Origin of the sequence: Shewanella sp. T24-MNA-CIBAN-0130, from assembly GCF_040310185.1 — a bacterium.
Lineage (GTDB): Bacteria > Pseudomonadota > Gammaproteobacteria > Enterobacterales > Shewanellaceae > Shewanella > Shewanella psychromarinicola.
The window spans coordinates 33052-58675 of the sequence record NZ_JBEOPP010000003.1; the positions used below are offsets into that span (position 1 = coordinate 33052).

Consider the following 25624-nt stretch of genomic DNA (forward strand, 5'->3'; position numbering starts at 1 on the left):
TGATAAACGCTAATGTCACTTGTTGATGTATTATCGAAGCGACCGAAATAGTGACATAAATGAGGTTTATAGCGATGTGGCTAGCCTTTAGTCTATATAGCTCGCAGAGGATGTCAGTGGTAGTGTTATAGCACAACAAGACCTATAACCATATATAAAATAAGGATATTTAGGATGAAGTTAACCAAACGTTTTTGCATGATTGGCGCGGCAGCCGCGCTGTCTATTAGTACGGCTGTTATGGCGGCACCGACATTTATTAATATTCTTACTGGCGGCACCAGTGGTGTGTATTATCCTATCGGTGTTGCTCTTTCACAACTGTATAGTAATGGTATTGAAGGCTCTAAAACCTCTGTTCAAGCGACTAAAGCGTCTGTTGAAAACCTTAATTTATTACAAGCTGGACGTGGCGAATTAGCACTTGCGTTAGGTGATTCGGTATCGGCTGCATGGGCGGGTGATGCTGAAGCAGGTTTTAAGACACCGTTGAACAAATTACGTGTCATTGCCGCAACATATCCTAATTTTATCCAAATTGTCGCCAATAAAGATGCAGGGATTAATAGCCTTGCCGATTTAAAAGGCAAACGTATTTCTGTGGGGGCGCCTAAATCTGGTACTGAGCTAAACGCTCGCGCTATTTTTAGTGCTGCAGGCTTAAGCTATGACGATATGGGGAAAGTGGAATTTCTGCCTTATGCCGAATCAGTTGAGCTAATTAAAAACCGTCAATTGGATGCGACCTTACAATCGTCTGGCCTAGGTATGGCGGCCATTCGTGATTTAGCCGCCACCATGGCGATTAACTTTGTCGAGATCCCCGCAGATATCGTGGCTAAAATTAATAATCCCGCTTATCAAGTAGGGGTGATTACTGCCAATACCTATGAAGGTCAAACTACCGATATTAGTACGGTGTCGATTCAGAATTTATTGGTAAGCCATAGTAAGGTCTCTGATGAAATCGCCTATCAAATGACTAAACTTATGTTTGAAAACTTGGATCGTTTAGGTACGGCACACTCTGCCGCTAAGGCTATCAGTTTAGACACAGCGACCAAAAATCTGCCTATTCCAATGCATCCAGGTGCAGAGCGTTACTACAAAGAGGTGAATGCATTGTAATCTCATTTTTACTTTGCGAGCGCTTGCTTAACCTAAGCAAGCGCTTATGTGTTTTTGTCTTTCGGCATACCATTTTTAGCTGTAGTAAGGGTAGAGGTATACCATGAGCGAGCCATCCAATAACCAGACTATTATGTCGCAACAAGGCTTAAGTGCTGATACCCGAGATTGGCCAAAAGCCCTATTTTTCGTGGCACTCATTTTTTCTATTTTCCAAATTACCACCGCAGCATTTCATCCTGTTTCAACCCAAGTGTTACGCGCTGTGCACGTGGGTTTTTTATTATTAGTGGTATTTATTAGCTATCCAGGTATCGGCAAAAGCCAGCCATGGCAACCCTTAGCCTGGATACTCGGCTTAGCGGGTATGGCTACCGCGGCTTATCAATGGGTATTTGAAGCTGACTTAATTCAACGTTCCGGTGACTTAACCCAAAATGACATGATTATTGGTGTGGTATTAGTCGCTCTAGTGTTTGAAGCGGCAAGGCGAGTGATGGGCATTGCCCTGCCGATCATTTGTGGTTTATTTCTGGCTTATGGTTTGTTTGGTGAGTATTTGCCCGGAGAACTGATGCACAGAGGGTATGGTTTTGATCAAATTATTAACCAGTTAGCCTTTGGCACAGAAGGCTTATATGGCACGCCAACCTATGTATCAGCGACGTATATTTTCTTGTTTATTCTGTTTGGGGCCTTTTTAGAGCAAGCTGGGATGATCCGCTTATTTACCGATTTTGCCATGGGATTATTTGGCCATAAAGTCGGTGGACCCGCAAAAGTATCTGTGGTGTCATCGGCACTAATGGGCACCATTACTGGATCCGGTGTGGCTAATGTGGTGACCACTGGCCAGTTTACGATTCCGTTAATGAAGCGTTTTGGTTATCGATCTGCTTTTGCGGGCGGGGTTGAGGCCACGTCCAGTATGGGCAGCCAAATTATGCCGCCGATTATGGGCGCAGTAGCCTTTATTATGGCTGAAACCATTAACGTGCAATTTATTGAAATTGCAAAAGCAGCGATGATCCCCGCTGTACTGTATTTTTGCTCGGTGTTCTGGATGGTGCATTTAGAAGCTAAACGCGCCAATTTATCGGGCTTACCCAAAGATCAGTGTCCTGATCCGTGGGCAGCGATTAAGCTACGTTGGTACTTACTCATCCCGTTATTTATTTTGATTGGCTTGTTGTTCTCTGGTCGCACGCCACTGTTTTCTGGGATGGTGGGGTTAGCACTGACTGCTATTGTGATTTTAGGTTCGGCCATTATTCTCAATCTATCATCAGCTGCGATGCGGTTTGTTTTTTGGATAGCGCTAGGGGTGTTATGTGCTGGTTTCTTTCAATTAGGCATCGGGGTGATGTTTGGGGTTATTGCGCTGCTGGTGGTTATTTGTTGGTTTGTTAAAGGCGGTAAAGAAACCCTTCAACTGTGCTTACATGCCTTGGTAGAAGGTGCTCGTCATGCAGTACCCGTTGGAATAGCGTGTGCATTGGTTGGAGTGATTATTGGCATTGTGTCACTTACGGGTATTGCCTCTACCTTTGCCGGTTATATTTTGGCGGTTGGCCAAGATAACCTGTTTTTATCGTTAATACTGACCATGGTAACGTGTCTCATTTTAGGCATGGGGATCCCAACTATTCCTAACTACATTATTACCAGCTCAATTGCTGCGCCAGCGTTACTGGATTTAGGCGTGCCGTTAATTGTGTCGCATATGTTTGTGTTTTACTTTGGCATCATGGCAGACCTTACCCCGCCGGTTGCGCTAGCGTGTTTTGCGGCAGCGCCAATAGCGAAAGAGAAAGGCTTAAAAATCAGCTTGTGGGCTATTCGTATTGCTATCGCTGGGTTTATTATTCCCTTTATGGCGGTATACGAACCAGCGTTAATGCTCCAAAGTGGTGGCGTGTTGGATACCCTTTTTGTGGTGCTTAAAGCGACGGTTGCAATTGGGATTTGGGGAATTATCTTTACTGGGTATTTATTCCAAAACCTTTATTGGTGGGAGCGTATTTTAGGCTTTATTGCCGGTGGTTGTTTAATTATGGCGACGCCATTAAGTGATGAGTTAGGTTTTGGTTTGGCACTGGCGTTTATGTTACAGCACCTGTGGCGTGCACGTAAGTTACAACGTTTAGCACAGGACAAATAATGCTAGGATTATGTTTAGGCCTAGCGGGCACAATATGGGCTCAAGTACCTGCTGAGAAAATGACTTTATCGTGGACCCACACGATTGAAAAAATTCGTTGGGCAGAAGATTATCGCTTGCAGCCTGACGGGTTTATCTTAGAGCAAGCAAGGGTAAAAGGCAGTGGTGCAGGGATGGAGATACCGTTGGATGCCGTGTTAAACAATGGCAGCTGGCATTACACCCCCCATTTACCTATCTTGCCGATGCTAAAACTTGGTCGTACCCCAGAAGCAGGTGATTACCAGCTGTGTGTTTCATCTGCTCAGCGCGAGCAACAATGTCACCCAATGAGTTTTTGGGTCGGAGAGCCGACAGTTGAACAGCCATTGATAGAGTTATGGGGTTGCGATATAGGGTAGTGACATTGTGACGTCAGTTCGCATAATGCATCATGTTGTTTGCCTCGTTTTAGACATAAAAAAAGCTGAATCAAGGATCCAGCTTTTTCTTTATGAAGCGTTTTGACAAAGACTTACTTTGAAAAAATATCTTGCAGTGCGGGTACTACTTGTTTCTTACGGCTTAATACGCCGTCTAACCACACTTTACCATCGACGGTAGGCTTACCGTAAGCGCGCTCAGTTAAGTCTGCTAAGTCAGAAATTACCAACATTTCTGAGCCTTCTTTCATGATATCGGTTAGCAGTAATAATACGCTGTGACGATTACCTTCGGCTTTCAGTTTAACGATATCCGCGGCTAAATCCGCTTTGATTGAGTCAAATACAGATAAGTCGATCACTTCTAACTGACCAATACCGACCAAGTTACCGTTCATGTTAAAGTCTTTAAAATCACGCATAACTAAGTCGCGCGCCGGCGTGCCTTCAACCGCTGATTTGACTTTAAACATGTCCATGCCGAGTGCTTTAAAGTCTTCAATACCGGCGATTTTAGCTAAGGCTTCAACACAACGAATGTCTGCGGTGGTGCAGGTGGGTGATTTAAAAATGACCGTGTCACTTAAAATGGCGCACATCATAATACCAGCGATGTTGGCAGGGATTTCTACTTGGTAAAAATCGTACATCATTTTAATCACTGTGTTACTGCAACCCACGGGGCGGATCCAACACTCTAGCGGAGTCGAAGTGGTTAGGTCGCCTAATTTATGGTGATCAACAATCCCCACAATAGTCGCTTGAGCGATATCATCTGGTGCTTGAGTAACTTCTGAATGGTCAACAATATAGACTTCTTCGCCAGCATAACTGGTTTTATATTCTGGCGCTTCAAAACCAAATTTCTCTAGAATAAATGCGGTTTCTGGTGATAACTCGCCTAAACGGGCCGCAATGGCCGGTTCATCGATTTGGTTTTTTAAATATGCTAATGCGATAGCACCACAAATTGAATCTGAATCAGGGATCTTGTGACCCACTACATACATTGCCATTGAAACACTCTCCTATAAAGTTGTGATGATTTTAACAAGGATTAATCTTCATCGCATTAAAAAACAACACTTGATTGATTCAACTTACCAGATCAAGCTTATCGTTGATGATATGAGCTATCAATGGCTCAAAAAAAAGCCCCAAGCGGAGAGTCTCGGGGCCTTTCTATCTTACCAAGGGTAAATGCACATTCGTCATTAGCTCAGGTATGACACATTTGTCTCTAGCTCATATATGACAGGGATGTTGAGAGATATGGTGTGCATGGATTAACTTTAGCAGACTTTGGTTAGATAGCGATATTTTGCCATAATATCCATAGTTGGACTGAGCTGAGGCTATCTTGCTCTCGCTATTTTGTTATAGCCGAACTTTAATCACCACTTTACGGACTTTTTGTGGTGTTGCACTGGTGCCTGGCATATGTATGTCGCCGGGGAAAAACAGCGCGAACATGCCCGCTTTTAGAGGAATAAATGCCGCGTCATCTTTGTTAGATTGATAATCGTATTCAGCATAGTCATGTTTGTCAAAATAGGGCTTAGAAGGCGTTTGATTGGCCAAGGGTAAATAACCAAATTCTTCTTCACCGCTGACCACATATTGCACATCAATGTATTGTTGATGAACTTCAAACGGCTCTATTTCTTTGGGTTTGGTTTCATAATCATTGACGATAACGAAAATATTTTTGCCTTCAAGCGGGTAGGTTCCCACTTCAAGCTGACTAAAGTCTGTGTCGGCGAGATGGGTTAACGCTATGGCTAATCTCGGGTTGAGCGGTGTATAAAGGTGACGATTGGCTAAAGTATCAACAATCATAAAAAATTCCGTAAAGTAAAAGCCACAAAAACATCATAGCGTGTTAGCGCTAAAGCATACTGTTTTACAAACACAACAGCATTAAAAATATAATAAGAATTGTAAATTACCTGCACGACAGAGCTGAGTTAATATCCTCATTTTATCCATACATGAGCCTTGATTGGTTTTATACATCCCTGTTATGGCGAAAAGCCTAAGCCAACCTCAGCGCGGCAATAAGGGGTGAGTAGACTCGACAAATTAGCTTGGGAGTGAGTCTTTCAAATCAAGCTTGCTCTATGCCTTGATAGCGGGGTGAATTCATGGGTTAACAGCCGTATTGTTTATTGGCTGCAATGTGCAATAAAGCCAGATATTGTTACCTTTGGCACCATAATGGATCGTATCGAGCGTTTATAGCGCCTTAGCATATTGGATGTTTTTTGTTCTTTTTTTGTTCTTTTTTTGTTCTTTTTTGAAATACAGTCGTATTGAACAAGGTCTATTGGAGTAGAGCGTAGCGAGTTTAGTGGTGATGTCGTTAGTTCGCATTATTTAACCCGCTTAAGTTGTTGAATTATTAACCACTGCTACACTTATTTTATTGATTCGACTTTGGTTCAGTAACGTCACCTATGGTGTTGGAGGCTGTTATGCAAACAAAAGAAGTGGCATTACTCATCCAAGATGCAGTGCTGTTGCCCGGTGGGCGACTTGAAATTCGAGTCGTGACACCTAGCGATTTATGTATGGTTGCAGATGTATTAAAAGGCCACTATGACCTAGCATTTGCGCCATTGAAAGTGAATAGCGAACTTCCTTGTTATATTGCGGCAACCCAATGCAATATTATTGACTTCAATCAGTTGGAGGATAGTTCGTTAAGCATTGTTATTGAAGGTTCACAACGTCTTAAAATCTTATCCGCCGCCAAAAAACGTGATGGTTGCTGGATTGCTCGTGCGCTACCTTGCGCTAATTGGTGCGATGAGCCCATCGCGGGTGAGTTTGAAATTATCAGCGCCGCACTTGAACAATTTTATCAAGTGAATCCGGATTTGCTTGAGTTGTACTCACAAGTACATTTAGAAGATGCCACTTGGGTTAGTCAACGTTGGTTAGAAGTTTTACCTATGTATAACCGGGATAAGTTGATTTTAGTTGAACAACCTAATTGCCATAAGACCATGGATTTTGTGCTGCAATTACTCAAGTCGCATGTGGATGTATAACGCTTATATTGTGTTATTTTCCTAGCGATAATTAAGATACAATCTAGATTCGGCCTGATAAGATAACACTAACATTTTGTCTTTTATCGTTATCTTTATATAGCCAAGTTATTTATGCCTAATTCATCAAATTATATCGCGGGTCACGTTCTGTCTTCTTGCCAAACATCAAGCGCTGCCATTGCTGCTCAGCCATCCTATATTGTGTTGCCACGTACTAATGAGTTAGCAGGCAAGCAATACCACACTGTGATTGATTTTTTGATCGATCATTTTAAACAAATTGATCCCAGTGTGTGGCAACAAAGGATCGAAGCAGGCAAAGTACATTGGCAGCATGGCGGGTTAATTGGTATTAATACTGCCTATCAAGCGACCCAAAGAGTGTATTACTATCGGGAAGTGGTGGCTGAAACTAAAGTGCCGTTTGTTGAGCAAGTGCTGTATCAAGACAGCAACACTATTATTGTCTATAAACCGCATTTTTTACCTGTGACCCCAGGCGGTAATTACGTTAACGAATGCTTGGTACATCGATTACGTATCGCCACGCAAATTGACACTGTAGCACCCGCCCACCGGCTAGATAAAGATACGGCAGGGGTGATGTTAATGACGCTGGATCCGCAAACGCGGCATGCATATCACCAGTTGTTTTTAGATAACAAGATTACCAAAGATTATCAGGCCATCGCCAAGTTAACTCCACAGCTATTAGCACAGTTAGCCGATAATACTTGCACCTTGCCCATGCATTGGACCGTTAAAAATCGTATCGTTGCGGCTACCCCCAGCTTTACCATGCAGGTGGTTGAAGGTGAGGCTAACAGCCATTCTGAAATCAGTTTAGTGGCGGTAATGGGTGATTTAGGCTTGTTTACATTAAGCCCAATCACAGGTAAAACTCACCAATTACGAGTGCATATGCAGAGTTTAGGTATGCCGATTTTAAACGACCGCTTTTATCCGATATTACAGCCTAAAGGGCCTGATAATTTTGGCAAGCCGTTGCAACTATTAGCGAAACGGTTACGGTTCACCGATCCTATTAGTGGTATTGAACAAGACTTTGAGTGCCAAGGATTGGATTTTTAGCTGACTTTTTAGCTAATAAAAAACCGCCATCGTAAAAGTCGATGGCGGTTTTTTTGTTTCAGCTTATCGCATTTCTAGTCTGTTCTAGTCTGCTTTAGTGTGTTTAATACCTTTGCGGTTTTTCATTGGGTCGCCATCATAACCAAGGGCTTTCCAGTCTAAACGCTCGCCTTTGTTATGACAGTCATTACATTGTAATGCCTTGTCTTTTGGTGACACCATGTGGTTGACACGCCACCACATTACGGTTTCAACAAAACCATGATTACCACTGTACTTGAGTCCTTTCTCTATCATGGTTGGGTTAGCTTCCATTCCCAGTTTTGCGGCTAAGTCCCAATCAAATTCACTCCAGTAGCCACCTTCACCGTAAATTTTAGGCGTCAGTAAGATGTTGAGTTCAGTGTCATAAATTTGTTTGCCTGTATGCACTTTAAATGGGTAGATTTTGGCTTTAGGATCGTTAATATCACCTAATGGATAAGCTAATTTAAGCACTTTAGCTGGGTCCATTTTGTCGCCAGGCATGTAAGCATCGGCGTAGCCATTAAACCAAGCATATTGTGGTTTCACGTCTTTTTGCCAAATAAAGCTACCTTTCTTTTTCATATAGGTGTGCTTGCCGTATTGATCTGTCGTTACAGGAATATCTTGACCTGCGGTTGACCAATCCCAACGCATTTTGGTGGTTAGATTTTTAGCAAATGATGGAATATGACATGTCTGACACGCCACGGCTGCTGTATGAGTGTTCAGTCTTTTATTTTGATGTGGAGCTGCATCATGGCAGTTTTCACAACCAATATGATTTTCACCACCTGGCGATACTCCCATCGCATTACCGGTAATTTGATGATTTTCGGTGACATGACAAGTTTGGCATTGGAAATCGTTACCATCGGTGTCCATGTGCACATCGGTGGCTTTGTCTGGGTAAGACATGGAGGAGTCTAAATCGCCATGTTTAACACCATCACCGCCGCCGCCGTAAAAGTGGCAACTGCCGCAATTATCGCGCACTGGTGCACCCACATTTTGTGCTACGCGGGCTAAATTGACTCTTGCTAAGGCCTCGCCGGCACCAACAGGGTCTTTTATGTAAGTACCAGTCGTGTCGTGACAGACTAAGCAGTCCACTTTGCTCATGTCTTTAAAGTCGAATGTAGAATCTTTCCAACCATAACCCGCATGACAACTGGTGCAGCGCGGTTCATTACCCGCTATCGACACACAAAAATTGTTGATGCTGTTTTTCTTTCCTCTCTTAACGGTGCGACCAGGTAATTCTTGTTCCAATTCCCAAGTCCAATGTGAAGACTTCATAAACTCTTCAGCATGTTCTTTATGGCATGTTAAGCATTGTGTCGTCACTTCAGGGCCATTGGCAAAAGGCCCTTTCAGCGCCTCTTTATGGTCAAATGCAGCCTGCGCGCTACTGCTTAATAACAGTAATACAGCCAGTGCTGATAATAGTTTCATGATGTTTATCCTTACCCCTGAGCTTGTGCTCAGGGGGGCCAAGTTAGAGATTTAAGTTAGAAGTTAATCGTTAGTGAAGCATTAACGTCATAGGCGGTGTCGACCACTGGCAGCATGGAGTAAGCGTTACCGGCAATCACATCGTCAACTTTCAGAGGTGAACCTACTGGTGAGCCACTTCCGGTATATTCATAGTCGTAATACAAACCGGCTAACTTGATAAACATTTTTGGATTAATATCAAAGATATAATAGGCTTCGGCAACATGACCACGGGTGGCTAACTTACTGCCAATAGGGTCATCTTGAGCTTGGGTGAAGGGACTCCAGTATTTAGAACCGTAGTTATACTCCAAGCCGAATTTACCGTATGGTGCAGGTATTTGCATACCCACATAAATGCCATAGCCATCTTTGGTGTCACTATCAACCGTTTCTTTTGGTACCATAATAATTTCTGTACCCGTGCTGTTAAGTTCTGCTTCAAATACTGCATCGCTTAACATGCCACCGAACAAACCTGCATTACCGTTAGGTTCTGCACGAGTCCAACCGAGTGAAGCAAACACTTTCATGTCGTCATCGGATTCATAGGCATAACCTAATCCACCTAAATATATATCTCCAATTACACCACTAGGCTGTACTCGGGTGACGAAGTTAAAGTTGTCAAACTTTTGCATGTCTTGATACATGGTTGGGGCAAAGATACCCGCGAGTTGAGTTGGGAATGCCATGGTGCCTGTGAAGCCATCATTGACATCTTTAGCGCCGAATAAAGTGAACTGCAAGAAGTGGTTACCGTCGTTGATAACGTCGATATTAAAACCACCGAGGTGAGTGTCTTTGGTGATGATGTCACCAAACAATTCGCCATTGCCGTATTGCGACTCAAAGCCTTGACCATAGCAAAAACGCACGGTTTGGCCTTCAATGCCGGTGATATCACCCAGATTGTAACCTAAGGTTAGGCCATCGAAGTTGAAATTGACTAAGTGACCTGATGGCGTGCCGCCTCTGAGTTCATTTTCACGATAATGACTTGGTGGGCCGTACGTTGAGGGGCGACGTCCGATAGAAAGGTACGTGCCGCTACCGTTAATGTCTTTCCAGTTAAAATAGGCGCGTTCTACTTTTAATTCATCACCACTGGTGCTGCCGCTACTGGTGCCGTCCATGGTGAATGAGTTCCACGAGTCAAACACTTTAACCCCGCTAGAGTCTCCCCAGCTCTTAAACATGGTCAAGCGTCCGGCAAAGCTGACGTTATCCCATACTTTGGCATTAATGTTTAGGCGCAACCGCGTGGTATAAAATATATCGTTATCAATATCTTGTTGAGTTTTTTGACCTAACAGCATTGGCATAACGCCATTTAGCGCACCGCTTTGAAACGCGCTGGCTAAATCAGGGTTAGCCATCATCATTTGGCCTAATGGTGAAGTGGCACTATTAGGATCGCCAAATACTCCTGACATGGCTTTAGCGCCAAAGTCAGAAAAATTGACATTCATGGCTGGGTTCCAAGTGACATTTTGATAATGTAATGAATGTGCTTTGGTTCTAAAATCACCTGTGATTGCGACTCTATCTAAGGCAGTATGACGCTCGGTTTTGTCAACCCGCGAGCTTAAGTAGTCAAGATCATCGGTAACGCTAGCAAGCTGTTGTTTCAGGTCGGCAATTTTTTGTGAATCAGTGTCTGCCGCTAGACTTGCACTACTCATAAAAAGAGCGTTGGCAACTAATATTGAGATGAGAGTTCTCATGGTATTTCTCCCCGTTAATTGCCAAATGGTCAGTTCAATTTGGCAATTTTTTGGTGTAAGTTTCCCTGAGGCTAAGCCCCACTATTTTTTTCGGTTTGTTTATTGGCTGATATTTTCGCTTAGGACGAAAAGGTGCTCAGCATTGATGATTTAACCGCAGGTTGCTGGTTGGTCTGAATCAGCTGCGTGATCATACAAAAACTGTTGAATGTCTTTCAGGTCTTTTTCTGATAAGGCTTCAAAAATGGCGGGTTTAGCTTTGTGCATATCACGGGTAAAAAATCGATCCCACTGGCTCATGGTTTTTGTCATTGGAGTGAGTTCTACGCCTTCACTATTGACACTGTGGCACGCTTTACATTCTTTTTTGTACAGGTGTTTGCCTTTTTTAGGGTTACCACCATCGGCTGCCATTACTTGGCTACCGAGTGATAATGCAATGGCGATTGCGATACCAACTTTAACGTATGTGTTCATCATTTTATCCTCTATAGAGCTTTTTTATGGTTGAAGCATTAGCAACATGTGATCATTTCTTTGCTGTAAAGAATGTTACCTAAAAATAGGTATTGTTAATTTGAAGTAGATCATATTCATGAGAAAAATCTAATTGAAAAAAAGTTAATTGAAAGAAATCTAATGAACAACTGTGATGCAGATCTATTGTGCAGAGGATAAAATTTTGTTAGGTAACATGGTACTAGGTAGTGATAGATGTTCGGCCACATATAAGAATGTGTTGTTGTTTATGTCTGAATCGTATGCGATAAAAAAAAAGGGCTGTTAATAGGCAGAGATTAATTAGCAGAGATTAATGTGTTGACCGACATGATGACCAATATTGTTGCGCTAATGCTACATAATATTAATGTCGCCATACGGGTTTTTTCTTTATCGATGCGGCCAATTAATCGGCCAGCGACAAGGTAGCCCGCAATCACTGAAGGCAATAACAACAGTGATAACCATAAGTGCTTGAGCTCAACTAAGCCAACAACAGCTAGAATAGCTAGCGCAATTAATGAGCTAAAGACAAAGAAGGCTGATAATGCGGCTCGAAATTGACTGGCATCTTTGCCTGCAAGCAATATAGCCATTGGTGGACCTCCAATGGCAGCGATATTAGCAAATATGCCCGAAAATACCCCGGCGATAAATAAACTGCTGCGATTTATTGGTGCGGTAACGCGATAGGTACTCAGGATCACGGCAATAAACACAATAGCCGCAATAATTAAGCCTAATATGGGTTGGGGCGCAAACAATAATAATCCAGCACCTAAGAATCCCCCAGGAATACGGCCTAATAGCGCATATTGCAGACCATTAAACTGTAAGTGTCCGCGCTCTCGAAAAAGTGTCATGGCAGAGATAGCAAAACCCATGGCAATAATGGGCACTGGGACTAATTGAGGATTAACAATGTACAGCAGCGGGCTGGCAACAACGGCTAACCCAAAACCAATTAAGCTTTGGGTTAGTGCGCCAAAAAACACGATAACTGATGCCAGTATCAAGGTTGTTGGATCGATAAATGGCATCATAAATTCTCGTTAACAACATCACTGCTTCTTAAAAGGGCAGTTTAACAGTTTGTGAGGTAATCACTAACCAGTGAATTATTCGAGCTCTTCCCACTCGATCCCCATATCATCCATTAATTTTTTCGCTTCACTTGGAATGCTGTCAGGTTGATCTTTTGATAAATCAATATCATAAGGCAAAGGTTGACCTGTGTACGCATGCAAAAATGCTTCGCACAGCAGTTCACTGTTGGTTGCATGACGCAGATTGTTTATCTGGCGTCTGGTACGCTCATCTGTCAGTATTTTTAGTACTTTTAGAGGTATAGAAACTGTTATCTTTTTTACTTGTTCACTTTTTTTGCCGTGTTCGGCATATGGGCTGATATATTCGCCATTCCATTCAGTCATTAACTTACCCTTAACGATAAATACGGTGCAGATTTTAAACCGTTACACTCTCTAGTCAAATTATTGCGAATATTTAATCTCGATGCAAATAGATTTCTTGATGTTTAGACGTCTAAGCGTCTATTTTTGTTGACGGATGAAGATCTCTTCGGTAGATTTAGACGTCTAGACATCTCTTTGTGTGTTTGTGACATTTTTAGGAGTCAATTATGACTAAGCATCAAAGCGCCACATTGGCCGTTCGCCAGGGTATTGAAACAGACACACAGCATGGCGCCATAGTGCCCCCAATTTATTTATCAACCAATTATTCCTTCGATGGTCACAACAATCCGCGCGAGTTTGATTACAGCCGATCGGGTAATCCGACCCGCTGTATTTTAGGTGAAGCGCTGGCCAAACTTGAGCAAGGCGCTACAGGTGTAGTGACCTGTACTGGCATGGCCGCCATTACCTTAGTGACTAGCTTACTTGGTCCAGATGATTTATTAGTGGTGCCGCATGATTGTTATGGTGGTAGTTATCGCCTATTTACGCATTTGGCTAAAAAAGGTCAATTTAAGTTGTTGGTTGTTGATCAAACTGATGCACAAGCATTGAACCAAGCCATTGCCCAAAAACCGAAAATGGTCTGGTTAGAAACGCCATCGAATCCACTGCTGCGGGTGGTCGATATTAGTGCTATTAGCCGAGCCTGCCATGACGTCGGTGCGTTAGTGGCGGTAGATAACACCTTTTTATCGCCAATATTACAACAACCCTTGTTATTGGGTGCTGACATCGTTATTCACTCAACCACTAAATACATTAATGGTCACAGTGATGTGGTGGGTGGCGCTGTGGTGGCTAAAGATGCTGAAGTGGGTGAATTATTGCATTGGTGGTCAAATACGTTAGGGTTAACGGGATCTGCTTTTGACAGTTACTTAACCTTGCGTGGCTTGCGCACTTTAGCGGTGCGAATTCGTGAGCATCAGCGTAATGCGCAAAAAATTGTTGCGTTATTGAGTGCCAGTGCTGTGGTGTCCAAGGTGTATTATCCGGGATTAAAAGACCATCCTGGTCACGACATTGCGGCAAAACAACAACAAGGCTTTGGCGCGATGTTAAGCTTTGAGTTGTTCGGTGGTGAAGCTGAAGTGGAGGCATTTTTACAGGCATTATCCCTGTTTAGTATTGCGGAAAGTTTAGGCGGAGTGGAAAGCTTAGTCGCTGTTCCGGCCACGATGACCCACAGAGCTATGGACCCACAAGCAAGGAAAGAGGCTGGTATTAAAGAGACTTTATTGAGATTATCGGTTGGCATTGAAGATGCTGAGGACCTTGTGGCCGACATTAAAGCTGGCTTAGCTGCTGTTAACGCGATTAAATCAGCTTAATTTGGCTTAAATTAGCTTAATTCGAGTTTAAGTTAGCTGTGGTTTTGCCCAAATTAAGTAAAATAGTAAAAATATGCACTTGCAACACTATTCATTTCAAAATAGAAGTCTAGCAGTCGCAACACAAGTCGTAGTTGTTTAAGGAGTCAGTAATGGCGCGAAGTCATTTACACAAGTTTGGTGGTTCAAGTTTAGCGGATGCAGATTGCTATCGCCGTGTTGCACATATTCTTCTTACACATGGTCAAAGTGATGATTTAGTGGTGGTATCCGCCGCCGGAAAAACGACTAACTTTTTATACAAATTACTCAGCCTGCGTGACAGTAGTCAATTGTGGCAAGAGCAACTACAAATTCTGATTAGCTATCAACAAACGTTAATTGAACAATTATTATCCAATGAACAAGCGCGAGACTTGCGCGAACGTTTGTCTTCTGACCAATCTCAGTTAGTCAGTCTGTTATCCTTAGAGCAACGCAATGATTACCAATTTAATCAAGTGGTGAGTTTTGGTGAACGTTGGTCCGCGCGCCTGATGGCGGCTTTGTTACGAGAAATGGGGGTGGCAGCCAATCATGTTGATGCTTGCTCTATTCTTGTCGCTGAGGAAGGGGCTGTACCTAATATTTTAGTGCCGCAGTCGCGTCAGAAAGTTCAAGCCTTATTGGCGCAGCATCCACAACAACGTTTAGTTATTACCGGTTTTATATGTGCTAATCGTCAGGGTGATACCTTATTATTAGGCCGTAATGGTTCAGACTTTAGTGCGACCTTGATTGCCAGTTTAGCCGACATAGAAAGAGTGACAATTTGGACTGATGTTGAAGGGGTATTTAATGCTGACCCGAACAAAATTAATGACGCAAAATTACTAAAGAGTATGTCATTAGCGGAAGCGGATCGCTTAGCGCGATTAGGTTCGCCAGTATTGCATTCTCGTACCTTACAGCCATTGTTTAATACGGCAGTGAGTTTAGCTGTACGCTCTAGTTATGCCTCACACACAGATTTTACCTTAATTGCGCCACTGAGTTCATCAGCGAGCGCACCGGTAATCACCAACTTAAATGAAGTGCTGTTGTTTAGTTTTAAAATGAACTCAGATATTGAGCCATTACTGACGATTTTAGATAAAGCAGGCATCACGCCGTTAGCTTATTGGTCGTTGGCACAGCATAAGTTTGAACTCGCCCTTACTCTTGAAAGCCAGAAACAAGTGCAATCTTTGCTTACTCGGTACCGCAGTGAATTTGCGATTGAAGAATTGAGTACCCAAACTGATTTAGGCCTAGTGGCGTTAGTCAGTGCTGATGCTCACCACTTTAGACGCAGTTTTGCCCGACTACTGAGTCGTGATGCGAAACCTATTTATCAAGATGCGTTAAGTTTAGTGACCTTAGTGCCGCAAGCTCAAGTGAGTTTATTAACCCAGAAAATACATCGCCGTTGTGCCGGTCCAAGAATGCGCATTGGGGTGTTATTGCTTGGGGTGGGTAATATCGGTGAGGCGTGGATTGATTTATTTAAACGGGCTAGCCCAACATTAAATAGTGAACTTGAAGCCTCTGTTGAGTTAGTGGGTCTAGTGGGCTCGAAAAAAGCGTTAATCTCCAATGACGGTATTAACCTTGAACGGTGGCAACTCGATTATCAACAGCAAGGCATTGAATGGGATTATGACAAACTGTTTGAGCAGTTAGCACTATTATCATGCGATGAAATTGTTGCATTAGATATCAGTGCTAGTGCCGCCTTAACCTTACAATATCCACAGCTGTTTGCCCATGGTATCCATGTGGTGAGTGCCAATAAATTAGCCGGTTCTGGGCCATTGCCATTTTATCGTGAATTAAAGCAGCAATTAAGTAATCGTCGATTATTTTGGCGTTATAACGCCAGTTGTGGTGCAGGTTTACCTATTCAGCATGCGTTAAATGACTTACGCAATAGTGGCGACACTGTTGAGGCCGTTGGTGGTATCTTTTCTGGCACCTTGTGTTGGTTGTTTGAAAATTATGATGGCACTAAACCCTTTTCTGAATTAGTGCTTCAAGCTCGCAGTTTAGGGATTACCGAGCCGGATCCCCGTGATGACTTATCGGGCCGTGACATGCAACGGAAACTGCTTATTTTGGCCCGAGAAATAGGCTTGGCGGTAGAGTTAGACTACATTAGCCTTAGTTCTTTGGTGCCTAAAGCATTAGCTGAGTTGTCACTTGAGGATTTTTTGGATCGTATCAGCGAGTTAGATGATGATTTATTGCAACAATATGTAGCCGCTGCCGAGCAAAACAAGGTACTGCGTTATGTGGCTTCACTGGATAAGGTCGAAGGCAAACTACAAGCGGAAGTAGGCTTACAATGGGTTGATAGCAATCATCCTTACGCTAACTTAACCCCAGGTGATAATGTGTTTGTTATTCGCAGTGCATTTTATCAAGGTAACCCTTTGATTATCCGCGGTCCAGGGGCTGGGCGTGAGGTGACTGCAGCGGCGGTACAGTCGGATTTGGTGCATATTTGCAAAGACCTTTTGCAAGAGTAGGTTTGTTGAGGAAGACCATTGTTAATGGTCTTTTTTTGTCATTCTTTATGATTTAGCTTTGATGGCCTGCGGCCACTAACGTCGTGGCCCTTCGCCCTATCTTATTACAAAGAGTGAAAATGCTAACGCTTCTGATAGGCAAAATGCCTGAATGCCTTGAAGCACATGGTCAATGATGTTCCCGACATCATAATGACATTTCCAATATCCATATAGGTCAGATGTGCGAGAAAGGCCTGTCAGGCTCACGCATTCCTTTATAAAGAGTCTTCAACGGCCTCAATGTTATTGAGTCCTGCAACCTTTAGATAAAACACCTCAAAACCAGCCTTAAAAGCTCTAATCAGAACAAGCAATTAGCATAAATATTGTACAAAAAAATAACTACCTTAAAAAAGTGAATTCCTATAGCATCTTAGGTTAAGTAAAGCGTTACCTAATCATTTGGATGTGGCATCGGGCAAATCCAAGAAGCGATTTATGCCTTGCAAACAGCGCAATGGATGAATACTGACTCTGTGGAAAAGAAGGATACTCAATGGAAAGGCCAACAAAGGAGAAAATTCGAGATTTACCCATTTATGAAGGTATTAGTCTAGAGAATATAATCGTTGTCACAAACAAAGCAGACTCGATAAGTGCAATAGCGGAGTTGAGATCACACTCTTGTTTAGGGTTTGATACAGAGAGCAAACCTTGTTTTATAAAAGGTGAGGTAAGTGATGGACCTCATCTAATTCAGCTAGCCACAAAATCTAAAGTATTCTTATTTCCTACAAAATTTTATGAAAATTTTACTGCAATCTCAGAAATATTATCTGATCCAACAATAAGGAAGGTAGGTTTTGGATTGAAAGAAGATAAAAAAATTCTTTTTAGAAAATTTGGAATTAAATTAGTAAATACAGAAGAACTATCTTCAAAAGTGATGCGTTTTGCGCATGTGAAACAACGCGTTGGCGCTAGAGTTGCAGTTGCAATGTTTTTTAATCAACGGCTATCGAAGAGTGCACAACAATCAAATTGGTCAATATTTCCTCTACACGATCATCAGAAAAGATACGCAGCAAATGATGCACATACAGCACTATTAATAGAACTAGAAATAGAAAGACAGAGCCATTAATCTCCCTAAAGCATATGAGCCTCTCACCAATCAAGAGACAACATTAGCTTATTTGACCAAGTAAATATGCCTGCTGACAATTAGTTAGGTTCATCAAACTCCCTGCACTGCCTCTGCACTTACCAGCCATTTATAAAACCCGTTACTGCATTTCTACCTGATTGATCTCAAGCTTTATTGCTGTGCTGGACTTGTCTAATTGTCTCAGGCTGAGCCATTGCTTGATTAACTTCTATTTTTTCAACTAACCAAAAAATCATAAATTAAAATCATAAATTAAAATCATAATTTAAAATTATTAATTTAATAATATTTGATAATTTTTATTTATGCCTCGTTCGCCGTAAGATTACTCCATCGAAACAAATGACGAATTAATAAATAGTTTTTTAGGAGTAAGTTATGAAAATGAATCACGTAGGTTTGATGGTTGGCGACATGGATAAAGCGGTTGAGTTTTACACTAAAGCGCTGGGTCTAAAAGTGGTAATGGGTAACACTAAGGTTCAAGAAGAACGTGAAACTGCGATTGGCAGAATGTGTGTGGCCGTTTTTGGTGAAGGCTTTAAAGGCTTTAACATTGCACACTTAGTCACGACTGACGGTATTGGTGTTGAGATGTTTGAAATGAAAGATCGTCAAGAACGTCATGAAGTTGATTTCACCCGTATTGGTATCTTCCACTTTTGTTTGCAAACAGATGACTTTGAAGGTGCAATTGCACGTACTGTGCAATATGGCGGTAAAGCACGTATGGATATCACGCGCTACCACCCAGAAGACGACAACAATCTAACCCAAATGGTGTACTTAGAAGACCCGTTTGGCAACTTGTTTGAACTTTACTCGCACACCTATGAAGAAACTTACTCCACTGATTACGAGTAATTTCTTAAGGTTATCCGCACTGCTTAAAAGCTACCTAAAGGGTGGCTTTTTTATGCCTGACGATAAATTTTCTCGGCTGCGTTGGTTCATTGTCAACTTACAAACTCAGTTCATGTTAACCCATCAAACAAGTGGTAAAGCTTGATCAAGGTAATGCTTAGCTTCTCATCAATCGCATACGAAACTTCCTTGATGTTAGCCCCTTAGTATTAGTCCCTTAGTATTAGTCCCATGGTATTAGTCCCATGGTAGTTCTTCATGGTGTCATAAAGACTTGCCGACACACACCGATGTCTGCGTAACCCACTTAGTTAGCGCTATCTGTATTGCCTGCAATTTAGGCGTAGACTTAAATTGACCGCATTGATGGTTTTTTAGCTTGACTTAGAATACAGTTAAACTAGTATATGGACATACAGACGTCCAAACGGCTAAATAATGTAAGTTTGCTGATTGGTATAGACTCCGAAGTTTTACAGAAGTTGAAGGAACACATTATGGCTTTTCATCATGCACAACATGCCCAATCGTTAAACCAGAGCTTGTCTGAGCTAAATGATATTAATGTGTCTTTTGAGTTTTTTCCGCCTTCAACGCCAGCGATGGAAGAGATCTTGTGGAACTCTATTCGTCGCTTAGAACCGTTAAACCCTAAATTTGTGTCAGTAACTTATGGTGCCAATTCAGGCGTCCGCGACCGAACTCATAGCGTGATTGAGCGTATCCAGAAAGAAACCAACTTAGTTGCCGCGCCGCATTTAACTTTGGTTGATGCCAGTGATGAAGAGTTAGTTGAATTGGCGAAACATTATTGGAAATCTGGCATTAAAGATATTGTTGCCTTGCGGGGGGACTTACCTGATGGCAGTCCAAAACCAACGCGTTTTGCTAATGATTTAGTGCGCTTATTACGCTCTGTTGCAGACTTTGATATTTCGGTTGCTGCTTATCCAGAAGTGCATCCCGATGCGCGTAATGCTCAAGCTGATTTAATCCACTTAAAAAAGAAAATTGATGCTGGCGCCAACCGTGCGATTACCCAGTTTTTCTTCGATGTTGAATCTTATTTGCGTTTTCGCGATCGCTGCGTCACGGCTGGCATTGATGTGGAGATTATCCCGGGGATATTACCTGTGACTAACTTTAAGCAGACCAAGCGTTTTGCTGATATGACTAACGTGGCCATTCCGCATTGGTTACACCGCCAGTTTGAAGGCCTCGATGACGATGCTGCAACGCGTCAGCTTGTCGGGGCTAATGTTGCGATTGATATGGTGAAAGTGTTGTCTCGTGAAGGGGTTAAAGATTTTCATTTTTACACCCTAAACCGCGCTGAGTTAACTTATGCTATTTGCCATACCTTGGGTGTGCGTCCGAAGTAACAGAGTGTAGCGTTTACTCAAATTACCCCCCGTTAATGGTCTCATTAGCGGGTTTTTTGTTTAATATTAACGGTTTTTTGTTTAAATATTAGACGTTTGCCGTATTCTTTTTTCAATTTTTTTGGCCTATGGTGGTATGACAATAATTAATGACTAAAGAGGTGTGATGATGAAAACATCCTTTTACGTGCTCAGTGTGTTGGCTGGCATAACGATGGTTAATGTTATGCAAGCTCAAGCCGCAGAAACATCTTCCCCACAACAAGCTATTCCGGCAGTCGCGCAGTTGTGTGCATCCTGCCATGGCGCTCAAGGTCAAGGCATCGATATTATCGGCCCTCGTTTAGCGGGGTTGTCGGCTGAATATATTAGCAATCAACTGAAGTTATTCCACGCAAATAAACGTCAAAATCCGATCATGTTAGCCATGGCTGCGACGGTGCAGGGCGACAATATCGCCGTGGTAGCAGATTATTTTAGTCACCAGCCAGTGGATGAGATCCAGCTGCAATTTCGTGGTGATAAGGTGGCCATTAGCGATCCTTTTGAAGCAATAGCCTTTCAAGGTGATTGGTCGCGGACTATTCCGGCTTGTACCAGTTGTCATGGTCCATCGGGAGTGGGTGGCGGGCAATTCCCTCGCTTAGCCGGTCAGCAAGCCAGTTACCTTAAAACCCAGCTATTAGCCTGGCAAGATGGCACTCGCAGTGGCGATGTAGACAATATGATGGGCAATATTGCCTTGAAATTAACCGCAGCCGAAATTGATGGTTTATCTCAATATTTTGCCAATTTAAAATAAGGACATGGCTATGAAATTATTATTGCTAATGACCGTTGGTGTCCTGTTTAGTGTGCCTTTACAGGCCAATGAGCTGTCTACCGATCCTGCGCCCAAGCTGACAGTAAAAGCTACTGAGGCCACAACCACATTGCCCGATCGTCAAACTGCCTTGCCATCGGTAGACAAAAAATCGGCTGATATCTATCTACAACCTGCGCCATTAACTGATATTCCTGCAGGTGATTTTGGTGACAAAGTTCGACTGGGTTACCAATTGTTTGTTAATACTCAGCAACTGCGCGATAAGTACGTTGGCAATCAACTTAATTGTGTTAATTGTCATATGAATGCAGGGCAACAAGCTAATTCATCGCCATTATGGGCGGCCTATTTTGCGTATCCTGCTTATCGTAAGAAAAATGATAAGGTAAACAGTTTTCAAGAACGTATTCAAGGCTGTTTTACTTACTCGATGAATGGTAAAGCGCCAGCATCTGGTTCGCCCGAATTAGTGGCAATATCTGCTTATTCGTACTGGCTCGGTATGAGTGGATTAATGCAACAATATAACCTCAGTGGCCCTGTGCCTGAATTGTCTGATGCTGAGCTGGTTAAAGGCGCTAAGCGGGATGATTTTCCTATGCCAGCCTCCATCACTAAACATCTAGATATCACAGCGTTAAGCCAGCTACCTGGGCGTGGTTTTCCTAAAGCACCTCAACCAGAATTAGCTTATTCTCCAGAACGCGGCGTGGCAGTATATCAAGCACATTGCCAAGCATGTCATGGTGGCGATGGCCAAGGACAAATAATTGCAGGTGTTGCAGCATTACCACCATTATGGGGCCCTCAAAGTTTTAATTGGGGGGCCGGCATGCATAGGGTCAATACCGCTGCTGATTTTATTTATGAAAATATGCCTTTGGGTAAAAGTGTGCAACTCACTGTTCAGCAAGCTTGGGATGTAGCCGCCTATGTTAATTCGTTTGATCGGCCACAAGATCCTCGTTTTGACGGCGATGTGAGCAAAACGCAAGCTACTTACCATAAGCATCAGGGGTTTTACGGTCAATCCGTTGCAGGTAAGCCTGTTTTGGGGACTGAGTCGTATCCTGTTTTTCCGCTTAAAAAGAGTCTTACACCTTGATATTAGTTGTTCGTAAGCTTTGAGCTATATAGGCTTTAATTTATATAAGCTTTGATTTATATAAACTTTGATTTACAAACAATGAATCGCTGTAAATGATGCCCATTGAGTTAACGCTTGGTGGGTATTTTTGTAGGTATTCAATTTATTTACTCTAATGTCATGCCCATAGCGCTTATTGAGCATAATGATGCTAAATGTCATTATAGTCACTCTACCTACTCATTTATTCTCACCATCATAGGCAGGGCGATGACATTACTAATACCCACAGCGCAGACTTGTCCATTATGCCAGCAAACCAATGGCTGTGCGATGGAGCAAGGATTAGACATCAATGCTTGTTGGTGTGCTAAGCAAGCGCAGCATGTGCCATCTGTCATTGCGCAGTATAAAGCAACATCCACTTTGCCTACTTTAGCGGATAACCAATGTATTTGTCAGTCATGTATGGCTAAGCTGGTGCAACAATTCAATATCGATCCCGTCGAAACTTACTTGCCATCGCAATCGCCAGAACCAGAATCATAACTCATTAGGGGAAGCCGCTATGCAAGCAAAAGTCATCAACTTCAACGATAAGTTTAACCAGTTTAGCCAACATTGGTCGCCACGTGTTATTGCACAATTGAATGATTATCAATTTAAATTAGTCAAGGTGGCGGGTGAGTTTGTTTGGCATAAACATCTTGATACTGACGAAGTATTTATAGTGATTGAGGGGACCTTGCATATTGCTTTTCGTGACAAGGATATTACGCTTCAGGCAGGTGAGATGGTGGTTGTTCCCAAAGGTGTTGAGCATAAACCTATGGCGAATGATGAATGTAAAATCATGATTATTGAACCTCAAGGTGTGGTCAATACGGGCGAGGTTAAAAGCGATCTTACTGGGTTAAATGATCAGTGGATATAGTGGTGGCTGGCGCGGATCATTTAAGACGCTTCTTAGCCAATACAATCGCACTTTTAGTATTACTCGTTGCAGGAACTTAAGCGGCTTGTTTAATGATATAGTACTGTTAAATCGGTGTTAATTTTTGTTGTTAGCCTGCTGTTAGTCGGTATACTGAGATTATTAGTTTTTGGCGAAGCCTTAAAGACTGACCTATATCTTATGTACACCAGTGGATATTAATGCTGAGAAAAACGCTCGTTATCGCCGCGGCTATTATTGCGATACCTTTTGTTGTCGCGCTATTTATTCAAAAAGATTATTTAGTCACCCGCACTCTTACCATAGATAGGCCGATTGCTGAGGTTTTTGATTATGTTAACTATCTAAAAAACCAAGATAACGTTAGCAAGTAGGCGCAAAAGGATCTCGATATGGTGAAAAGCTATCGTGGTACGGATGCGACAGTGGTTTTTGTATCAGCCTAGGCAAGTGAAAATCCCAATGTAGGTTTGGGCGAGCAACAAATTATCGCCATAGATGAAGGTAAACGTATCGACTTTGAATGACGGTTTTTTTCACCCTTTGAAGCGACTAAACCTGCTTATATGACCACCGAAGCCGTTAACACTAATCAAACAAAAGTTAATTGGGGTTTTAGTGGTCATTGTGCTTATTCAACAAAGGTAATGTTTTTATTTGTCGACGTTGACACCTTGATAAGTGCTGATGTAAAGCAAGGTCTGGATACGTTAAACGTCGTTCTAGAACAATAAACTATTTATGTTGATCATAGCCAGATGTCGCTACAGCGTTGTTAAGTTAACGATGATTACTACCTGTGCATGCACAGTTGCTATGGTTAACTAATATAGGGGTCATCTAAAGGTTATTATATTCCAACGCAATTGAGCCGTTTAAAAAACAATAATAATGACAACTTTCGACATAAGTCGTTACTCAATAAGAGGTTTTTACATGGAAGCAGTTACACAATTTGTCAGTATGATTAATAGTATCGTATGGGGTGTTCCCATGCTGGTTATGATTTTAGGCGTCGGGTTGTTTTTGTCGATTGGGCTAAAGTTTATGCCTATTTTGAAGCTAAACCGAGGCTTTAAATTATTATGGTCGGGTCGTCAGGTCACTGATGAAACTGAAAAAGGGGATGTTAGCCCGTTTAACGCGTTAATGACGTCTTTATCTGCGACCATCGGAACCGGTAATATTGCCGGTGTGGCCACGGCCATTTTTATTGGTGGTCCAGGGGCATTATTTTGGATGTGGTGTACAGCGCTTGTCGGGATGGCGACCAAGTTTTCGGAAGCGGTACTGGCGGTGAAATTTCGTGAGACAGACGCTAATGGTAACCACGTTGGCGGTCCGATGTACTACATTAAAAATGGCTTAGGCAGTAAGTGGGCTTGGTTAGGTACTGCATTTGCCATTTTTGGATCTATTGCTGGTTTTGGTATTGGTAATACCGTACAAGCTAACTCTGTTGCCGATGCCATGAGCAGCAACTTTGGCGTACCTAATTGGGTCACAGGCGTGGTGTTGATGGTGCTGGTTGGTGCGGTGTTAATGGGCGGTATTAAGCGCATTGCTGAAGTGGCCGGTAAGCTGGTGCCCTTGATGACAGTGTTTTATATCACCGCGGGTTTAGCGGTATTGATTGTGAATGCTGATCAAGTACCGGCGGCATTTTTATTAATTATACACAGTGCGTTTAATCCAGTCGCGGCTCAAGGTGGTTTTGCGGGGGCGGCTGTGTGGGCTGCGATCCGTTTTGGTGTGGCTCGAGGCGTGTTTTCAAATGAGGCAGGCTTGGGTAGTGCGCCAATTGCTCATGCCGCTGCACAAACCAATAACCCAGTAAAGCAAGGCTTAGTGGCGATGTTAGGCACCTTTATTGACACGCTTATTGTGTGTTCAATTACCGGTTTGGCAATTATAGTCTCTGGTGCGTGGACCTCTGGTGAAAACGGCGCGGCATTGACTTCACTTGCTTTTTCTCATGCATTGCCCATGGGTAATTACATTGTGGCAATCGCATTGGCTGTGTTTGCTTTTACCACTATTCTAGGGTGGAGTTTTTACAGCGAAAAGTGTGTTCAGTACCTTTTAGGTGATAAAGCGATAAAACCATTTCGTCTTCTTTGGACCTTAGTTGTGCCATTAGGCGCCGTCAGCTCATTAGAGTTTATTTGGCTACTAGCCGATACATTGAATGCGATGATGGCGATCCCCAACTTAATTGCGCTAGTGTTATTAAGCCCGGTCGTGTTTGGCTTAACCCGTGAGTATTTTATTAAGCAACGTGGATTAAAAGCCAAAGCCTAGATGTTGAAAATAGTTCGGCAAAATAGCTGTGCTATCTAGTTCGTTAATCTAGTTTAACAATAGTGACTATGAGCATGTTCATCAGCACATTGA

23 protein-coding genes are annotated in these 25624 nt (G+C 42.6%); 16 read left to right on the forward strand and 7 right to left on the reverse strand.

The annotated features are described in order from the left end of the window. Positions 1 to 174 precede the first annotated feature (174 nt). The 3 genes from AAEZ02_RS01905 (at position 175) to AAEZ02_RS01915 (ending at position 3690) form a co-directional block, all read left to right on the forward strand. Complete coding sequence (locus tag AAEZ02_RS01905; protein WP_101033967.1) at positions 175 to 1128, forward strand: TAXI family TRAP transporter solute-binding subunit; 954 nt, start codon at positions 175 to 177, stop codon at positions 1126 to 1128. A 103-nt stretch (positions 1129 to 1231) separates the two neighbouring features. Beyond that, positions 1232 to 3289, forward strand: coding sequence for a TRAP transporter permease (locus tag AAEZ02_RS01910; protein WP_206191829.1), 2058 nt, complete (start codon positions 1232 to 1234; stop codon positions 3287 to 3289). After that, positions 3289 to 3690 carry a DUF1850 domain-containing protein gene (locus AAEZ02_RS01915; protein WP_101033968.1) on the forward strand — a complete coding sequence of 134 codons (402 nt, stop codon included), beginning with the start codon at positions 3289 to 3291 and terminating at the stop codon, positions 3688 to 3690. The genes AAEZ02_RS01910 and AAEZ02_RS01915 overlap by 1 nt, the downstream gene beginning before the upstream one ends. A gap of 113 nt (positions 3691 to 3803) precedes the next feature. Here AAEZ02_RS01915 and AAEZ02_RS01920 read toward each other — a convergent pair whose 3' ends face one another. Together AAEZ02_RS01920 and AAEZ02_RS01925 are read right to left on the reverse strand one after the other, a co-directional pair. Further along, the gene (locus AAEZ02_RS01920) at positions 3804 to 4727 is read right to left on the reverse strand and encodes a manganese-dependent inorganic pyrophosphatase (protein ID WP_101033969.1); all 924 of its coding nucleotides are present in this window, start codon (positions 4725 to 4727) and stop codon (positions 3804 to 3806) included. A gap of 361 nt (positions 4728 to 5088) precedes the next feature. Continuing rightward, positions 5089 to 5550 carry a NanQ anomerase/TabA/YiaL family protein gene (locus tag AAEZ02_RS01925; protein WP_124012565.1) on the reverse strand — a complete coding sequence of 154 codons (462 nt, stop codon included), beginning with the start codon at positions 5548 to 5550 and terminating at the stop codon, positions 5089 to 5091. 635 nt (positions 5551 to 6185) lie between these two features. On the opposite strand from AAEZ02_RS01925, the gene AAEZ02_RS01930 reads away from it, so the two are divergent. After that, positions 6186 to 6764, forward strand: coding sequence for an LON peptidase substrate-binding domain-containing protein (locus AAEZ02_RS01930; protein ID WP_101033971.1), 579 nt, complete (start codon positions 6186 to 6188; stop codon positions 6762 to 6764). Positions 6765 to 6878: 114 nt separating this feature from the next. Continuing rightward, the gene (locus AAEZ02_RS01935) at positions 6879 to 7859 is read left to right on the forward strand and encodes a pseudouridine synthase (RefSeq protein WP_124012564.1); all 981 of its coding nucleotides are present in this window, start codon (positions 6879 to 6881) and stop codon (positions 7857 to 7859) included. 84 nt (positions 7860 to 7943) lie between these two features. Here the strand turns inward: AAEZ02_RS01935 and AAEZ02_RS01940 are convergent, their stop codons facing one another. The 5 genes from AAEZ02_RS01940 to metJ all read right to left on the reverse strand — a co-directional run bounded on the left by AAEZ02_RS01940 (position 7944) and on the right by metJ (position 13041). After that, positions 7944 to 9338 carry a tetrathionate reductase family octaheme c-type cytochrome gene (locus AAEZ02_RS01940; protein ID WP_124012563.1) on the reverse strand — a complete coding sequence of 465 codons (1395 nt, stop codon included), beginning with the start codon at positions 9336 to 9338 and terminating at the stop codon, positions 7944 to 7946. Positions 9339 to 9394: 56 nt separating this feature from the next. Further along, complete coding sequence (locus AAEZ02_RS01945; RefSeq protein WP_124012562.1) at positions 9395 to 11107, reverse strand: DUF3373 domain-containing protein; 1713 nt, start codon at positions 11105 to 11107, stop codon at positions 9395 to 9397. A 150-nt stretch (positions 11108 to 11257) separates the two neighbouring features. After that, the gene (locus AAEZ02_RS01950) at positions 11258 to 11587 is read right to left on the reverse strand and encodes a c-type cytochrome (protein WP_124012561.1); all 330 of its coding nucleotides are present in this window, start codon (positions 11585 to 11587) and stop codon (positions 11258 to 11260) included. 317 nt (positions 11588 to 11904) lie between these two features. Then, positions 11905 to 12651: a sulfite exporter TauE/SafE family protein gene (locus tag AAEZ02_RS01955; RefSeq protein ID WP_124012560.1), complete on the reverse strand. Its 747-nt coding sequence runs from the start codon at positions 12649 to 12651 to the stop codon at positions 11905 to 11907. A 75-nt stretch (positions 12652 to 12726) separates the two neighbouring features. Further along, positions 12727 to 13041 (reverse strand): met regulon transcriptional regulator MetJ, encoded by a 315-nt coding sequence (metJ, locus tag AAEZ02_RS01960; protein WP_101033977.1) that lies wholly within the window; start codon positions 13039 to 13041, stop codon positions 12727 to 12729. Between the two features lie 209 nt (positions 13042 to 13250). Here metJ and metB point away from each other — a divergent pair, with 209 nt between their 5' ends. The 11 genes from metB (at position 13251) to AAEZ02_RS02015 (ending at position 25531) form a co-directional block, all read left to right on the forward strand. Beyond that, positions 13251 to 14420, forward strand: a complete 1170-nt coding sequence (gene metB / locus AAEZ02_RS01965) for a cystathionine gamma-synthase (RefSeq protein WP_124012559.1) — start codon at positions 13251 to 13253, stop codon at positions 14418 to 14420. A 152-nt stretch (positions 14421 to 14572) separates the two neighbouring features. Then, on the forward strand, positions 14573 to 16966 hold the full coding sequence (locus tag AAEZ02_RS01970) for a bifunctional aspartate kinase/homoserine dehydrogenase II (RefSeq protein ID WP_124012558.1): 2394 nt from the start codon (positions 14573 to 14575) through the stop codon (positions 16964 to 16966). A gap of 538 nt (positions 16967 to 17504) precedes the next feature. After that, the gene (locus tag AAEZ02_RS01975; RefSeq protein ID WP_124012557.1) at positions 17505 to 18092 is read left to right on the forward strand and encodes a 3'-5' exonuclease; all 588 of its coding nucleotides are present in this window, start codon (positions 17505 to 17507) and stop codon (positions 18090 to 18092) included. A 402-nt stretch (positions 18093 to 18494) separates the two neighbouring features. Further along, positions 18495 to 18980 carry a VOC family protein gene (locus AAEZ02_RS01980; protein ID WP_101033981.1) on the forward strand — a complete coding sequence of 162 codons (486 nt, stop codon included), beginning with the start codon at positions 18495 to 18497 and terminating at the stop codon, positions 18978 to 18980. Between the two features lie 497 nt (positions 18981 to 19477). Continuing rightward, positions 19478 to 20362, forward strand: coding sequence for a methylenetetrahydrofolate reductase (gene metF, locus AAEZ02_RS01985; RefSeq protein ID WP_101033982.1), 885 nt, complete (start codon positions 19478 to 19480; stop codon positions 20360 to 20362). 214 nt (positions 20363 to 20576) lie between these two features. Then, positions 20577 to 21164 (forward strand): c-type cytochrome, encoded by a 588-nt coding sequence (locus AAEZ02_RS01990; protein ID WP_164839541.1) that lies wholly within the window; start codon positions 20577 to 20579, stop codon positions 21162 to 21164. 10 nt (positions 21165 to 21174) lie between these two features. Beyond that, entirely contained in the window at positions 21175 to 22293 is a 1119-nt protein-coding gene (locus AAEZ02_RS01995; RefSeq protein ID WP_124012556.1) for a c-type cytochrome, read from the forward strand. Positions 22294 to 22545: 252 nt separating this feature from the next. Continuing rightward, positions 22546 to 22824 (forward strand): cysteine-rich CWC family protein, encoded by a 279-nt coding sequence (locus AAEZ02_RS02000; RefSeq protein WP_206191828.1) that lies wholly within the window; start codon positions 22546 to 22548, stop codon positions 22822 to 22824. A 19-nt stretch (positions 22825 to 22843) separates the two neighbouring features. Then, on the forward strand, positions 22844 to 23209 hold the full coding sequence (locus AAEZ02_RS02005; RefSeq protein WP_351079173.1) for a cupin domain-containing protein: 366 nt from the start codon (positions 22844 to 22846) through the stop codon (positions 23207 to 23209). Positions 23210 to 23430: 221 nt separating this feature from the next. After that, positions 23431 to 23604, forward strand: a complete 174-nt coding sequence (locus AAEZ02_RS02010) for a hypothetical protein (RefSeq protein ID WP_233768616.1) — start codon at positions 23431 to 23433, stop codon at positions 23602 to 23604. Positions 23605 to 24166: 562 nt separating this feature from the next. Beyond that, positions 24167 to 25531: an alanine/glycine:cation symporter family protein gene (locus tag AAEZ02_RS02015; RefSeq protein ID WP_101033986.1), complete on the forward strand. Its 1365-nt coding sequence runs from the start codon at positions 24167 to 24169 to the stop codon at positions 25529 to 25531. The last annotated feature ends 93 nt before the right edge of the window (positions 25532 to 25624 follow it).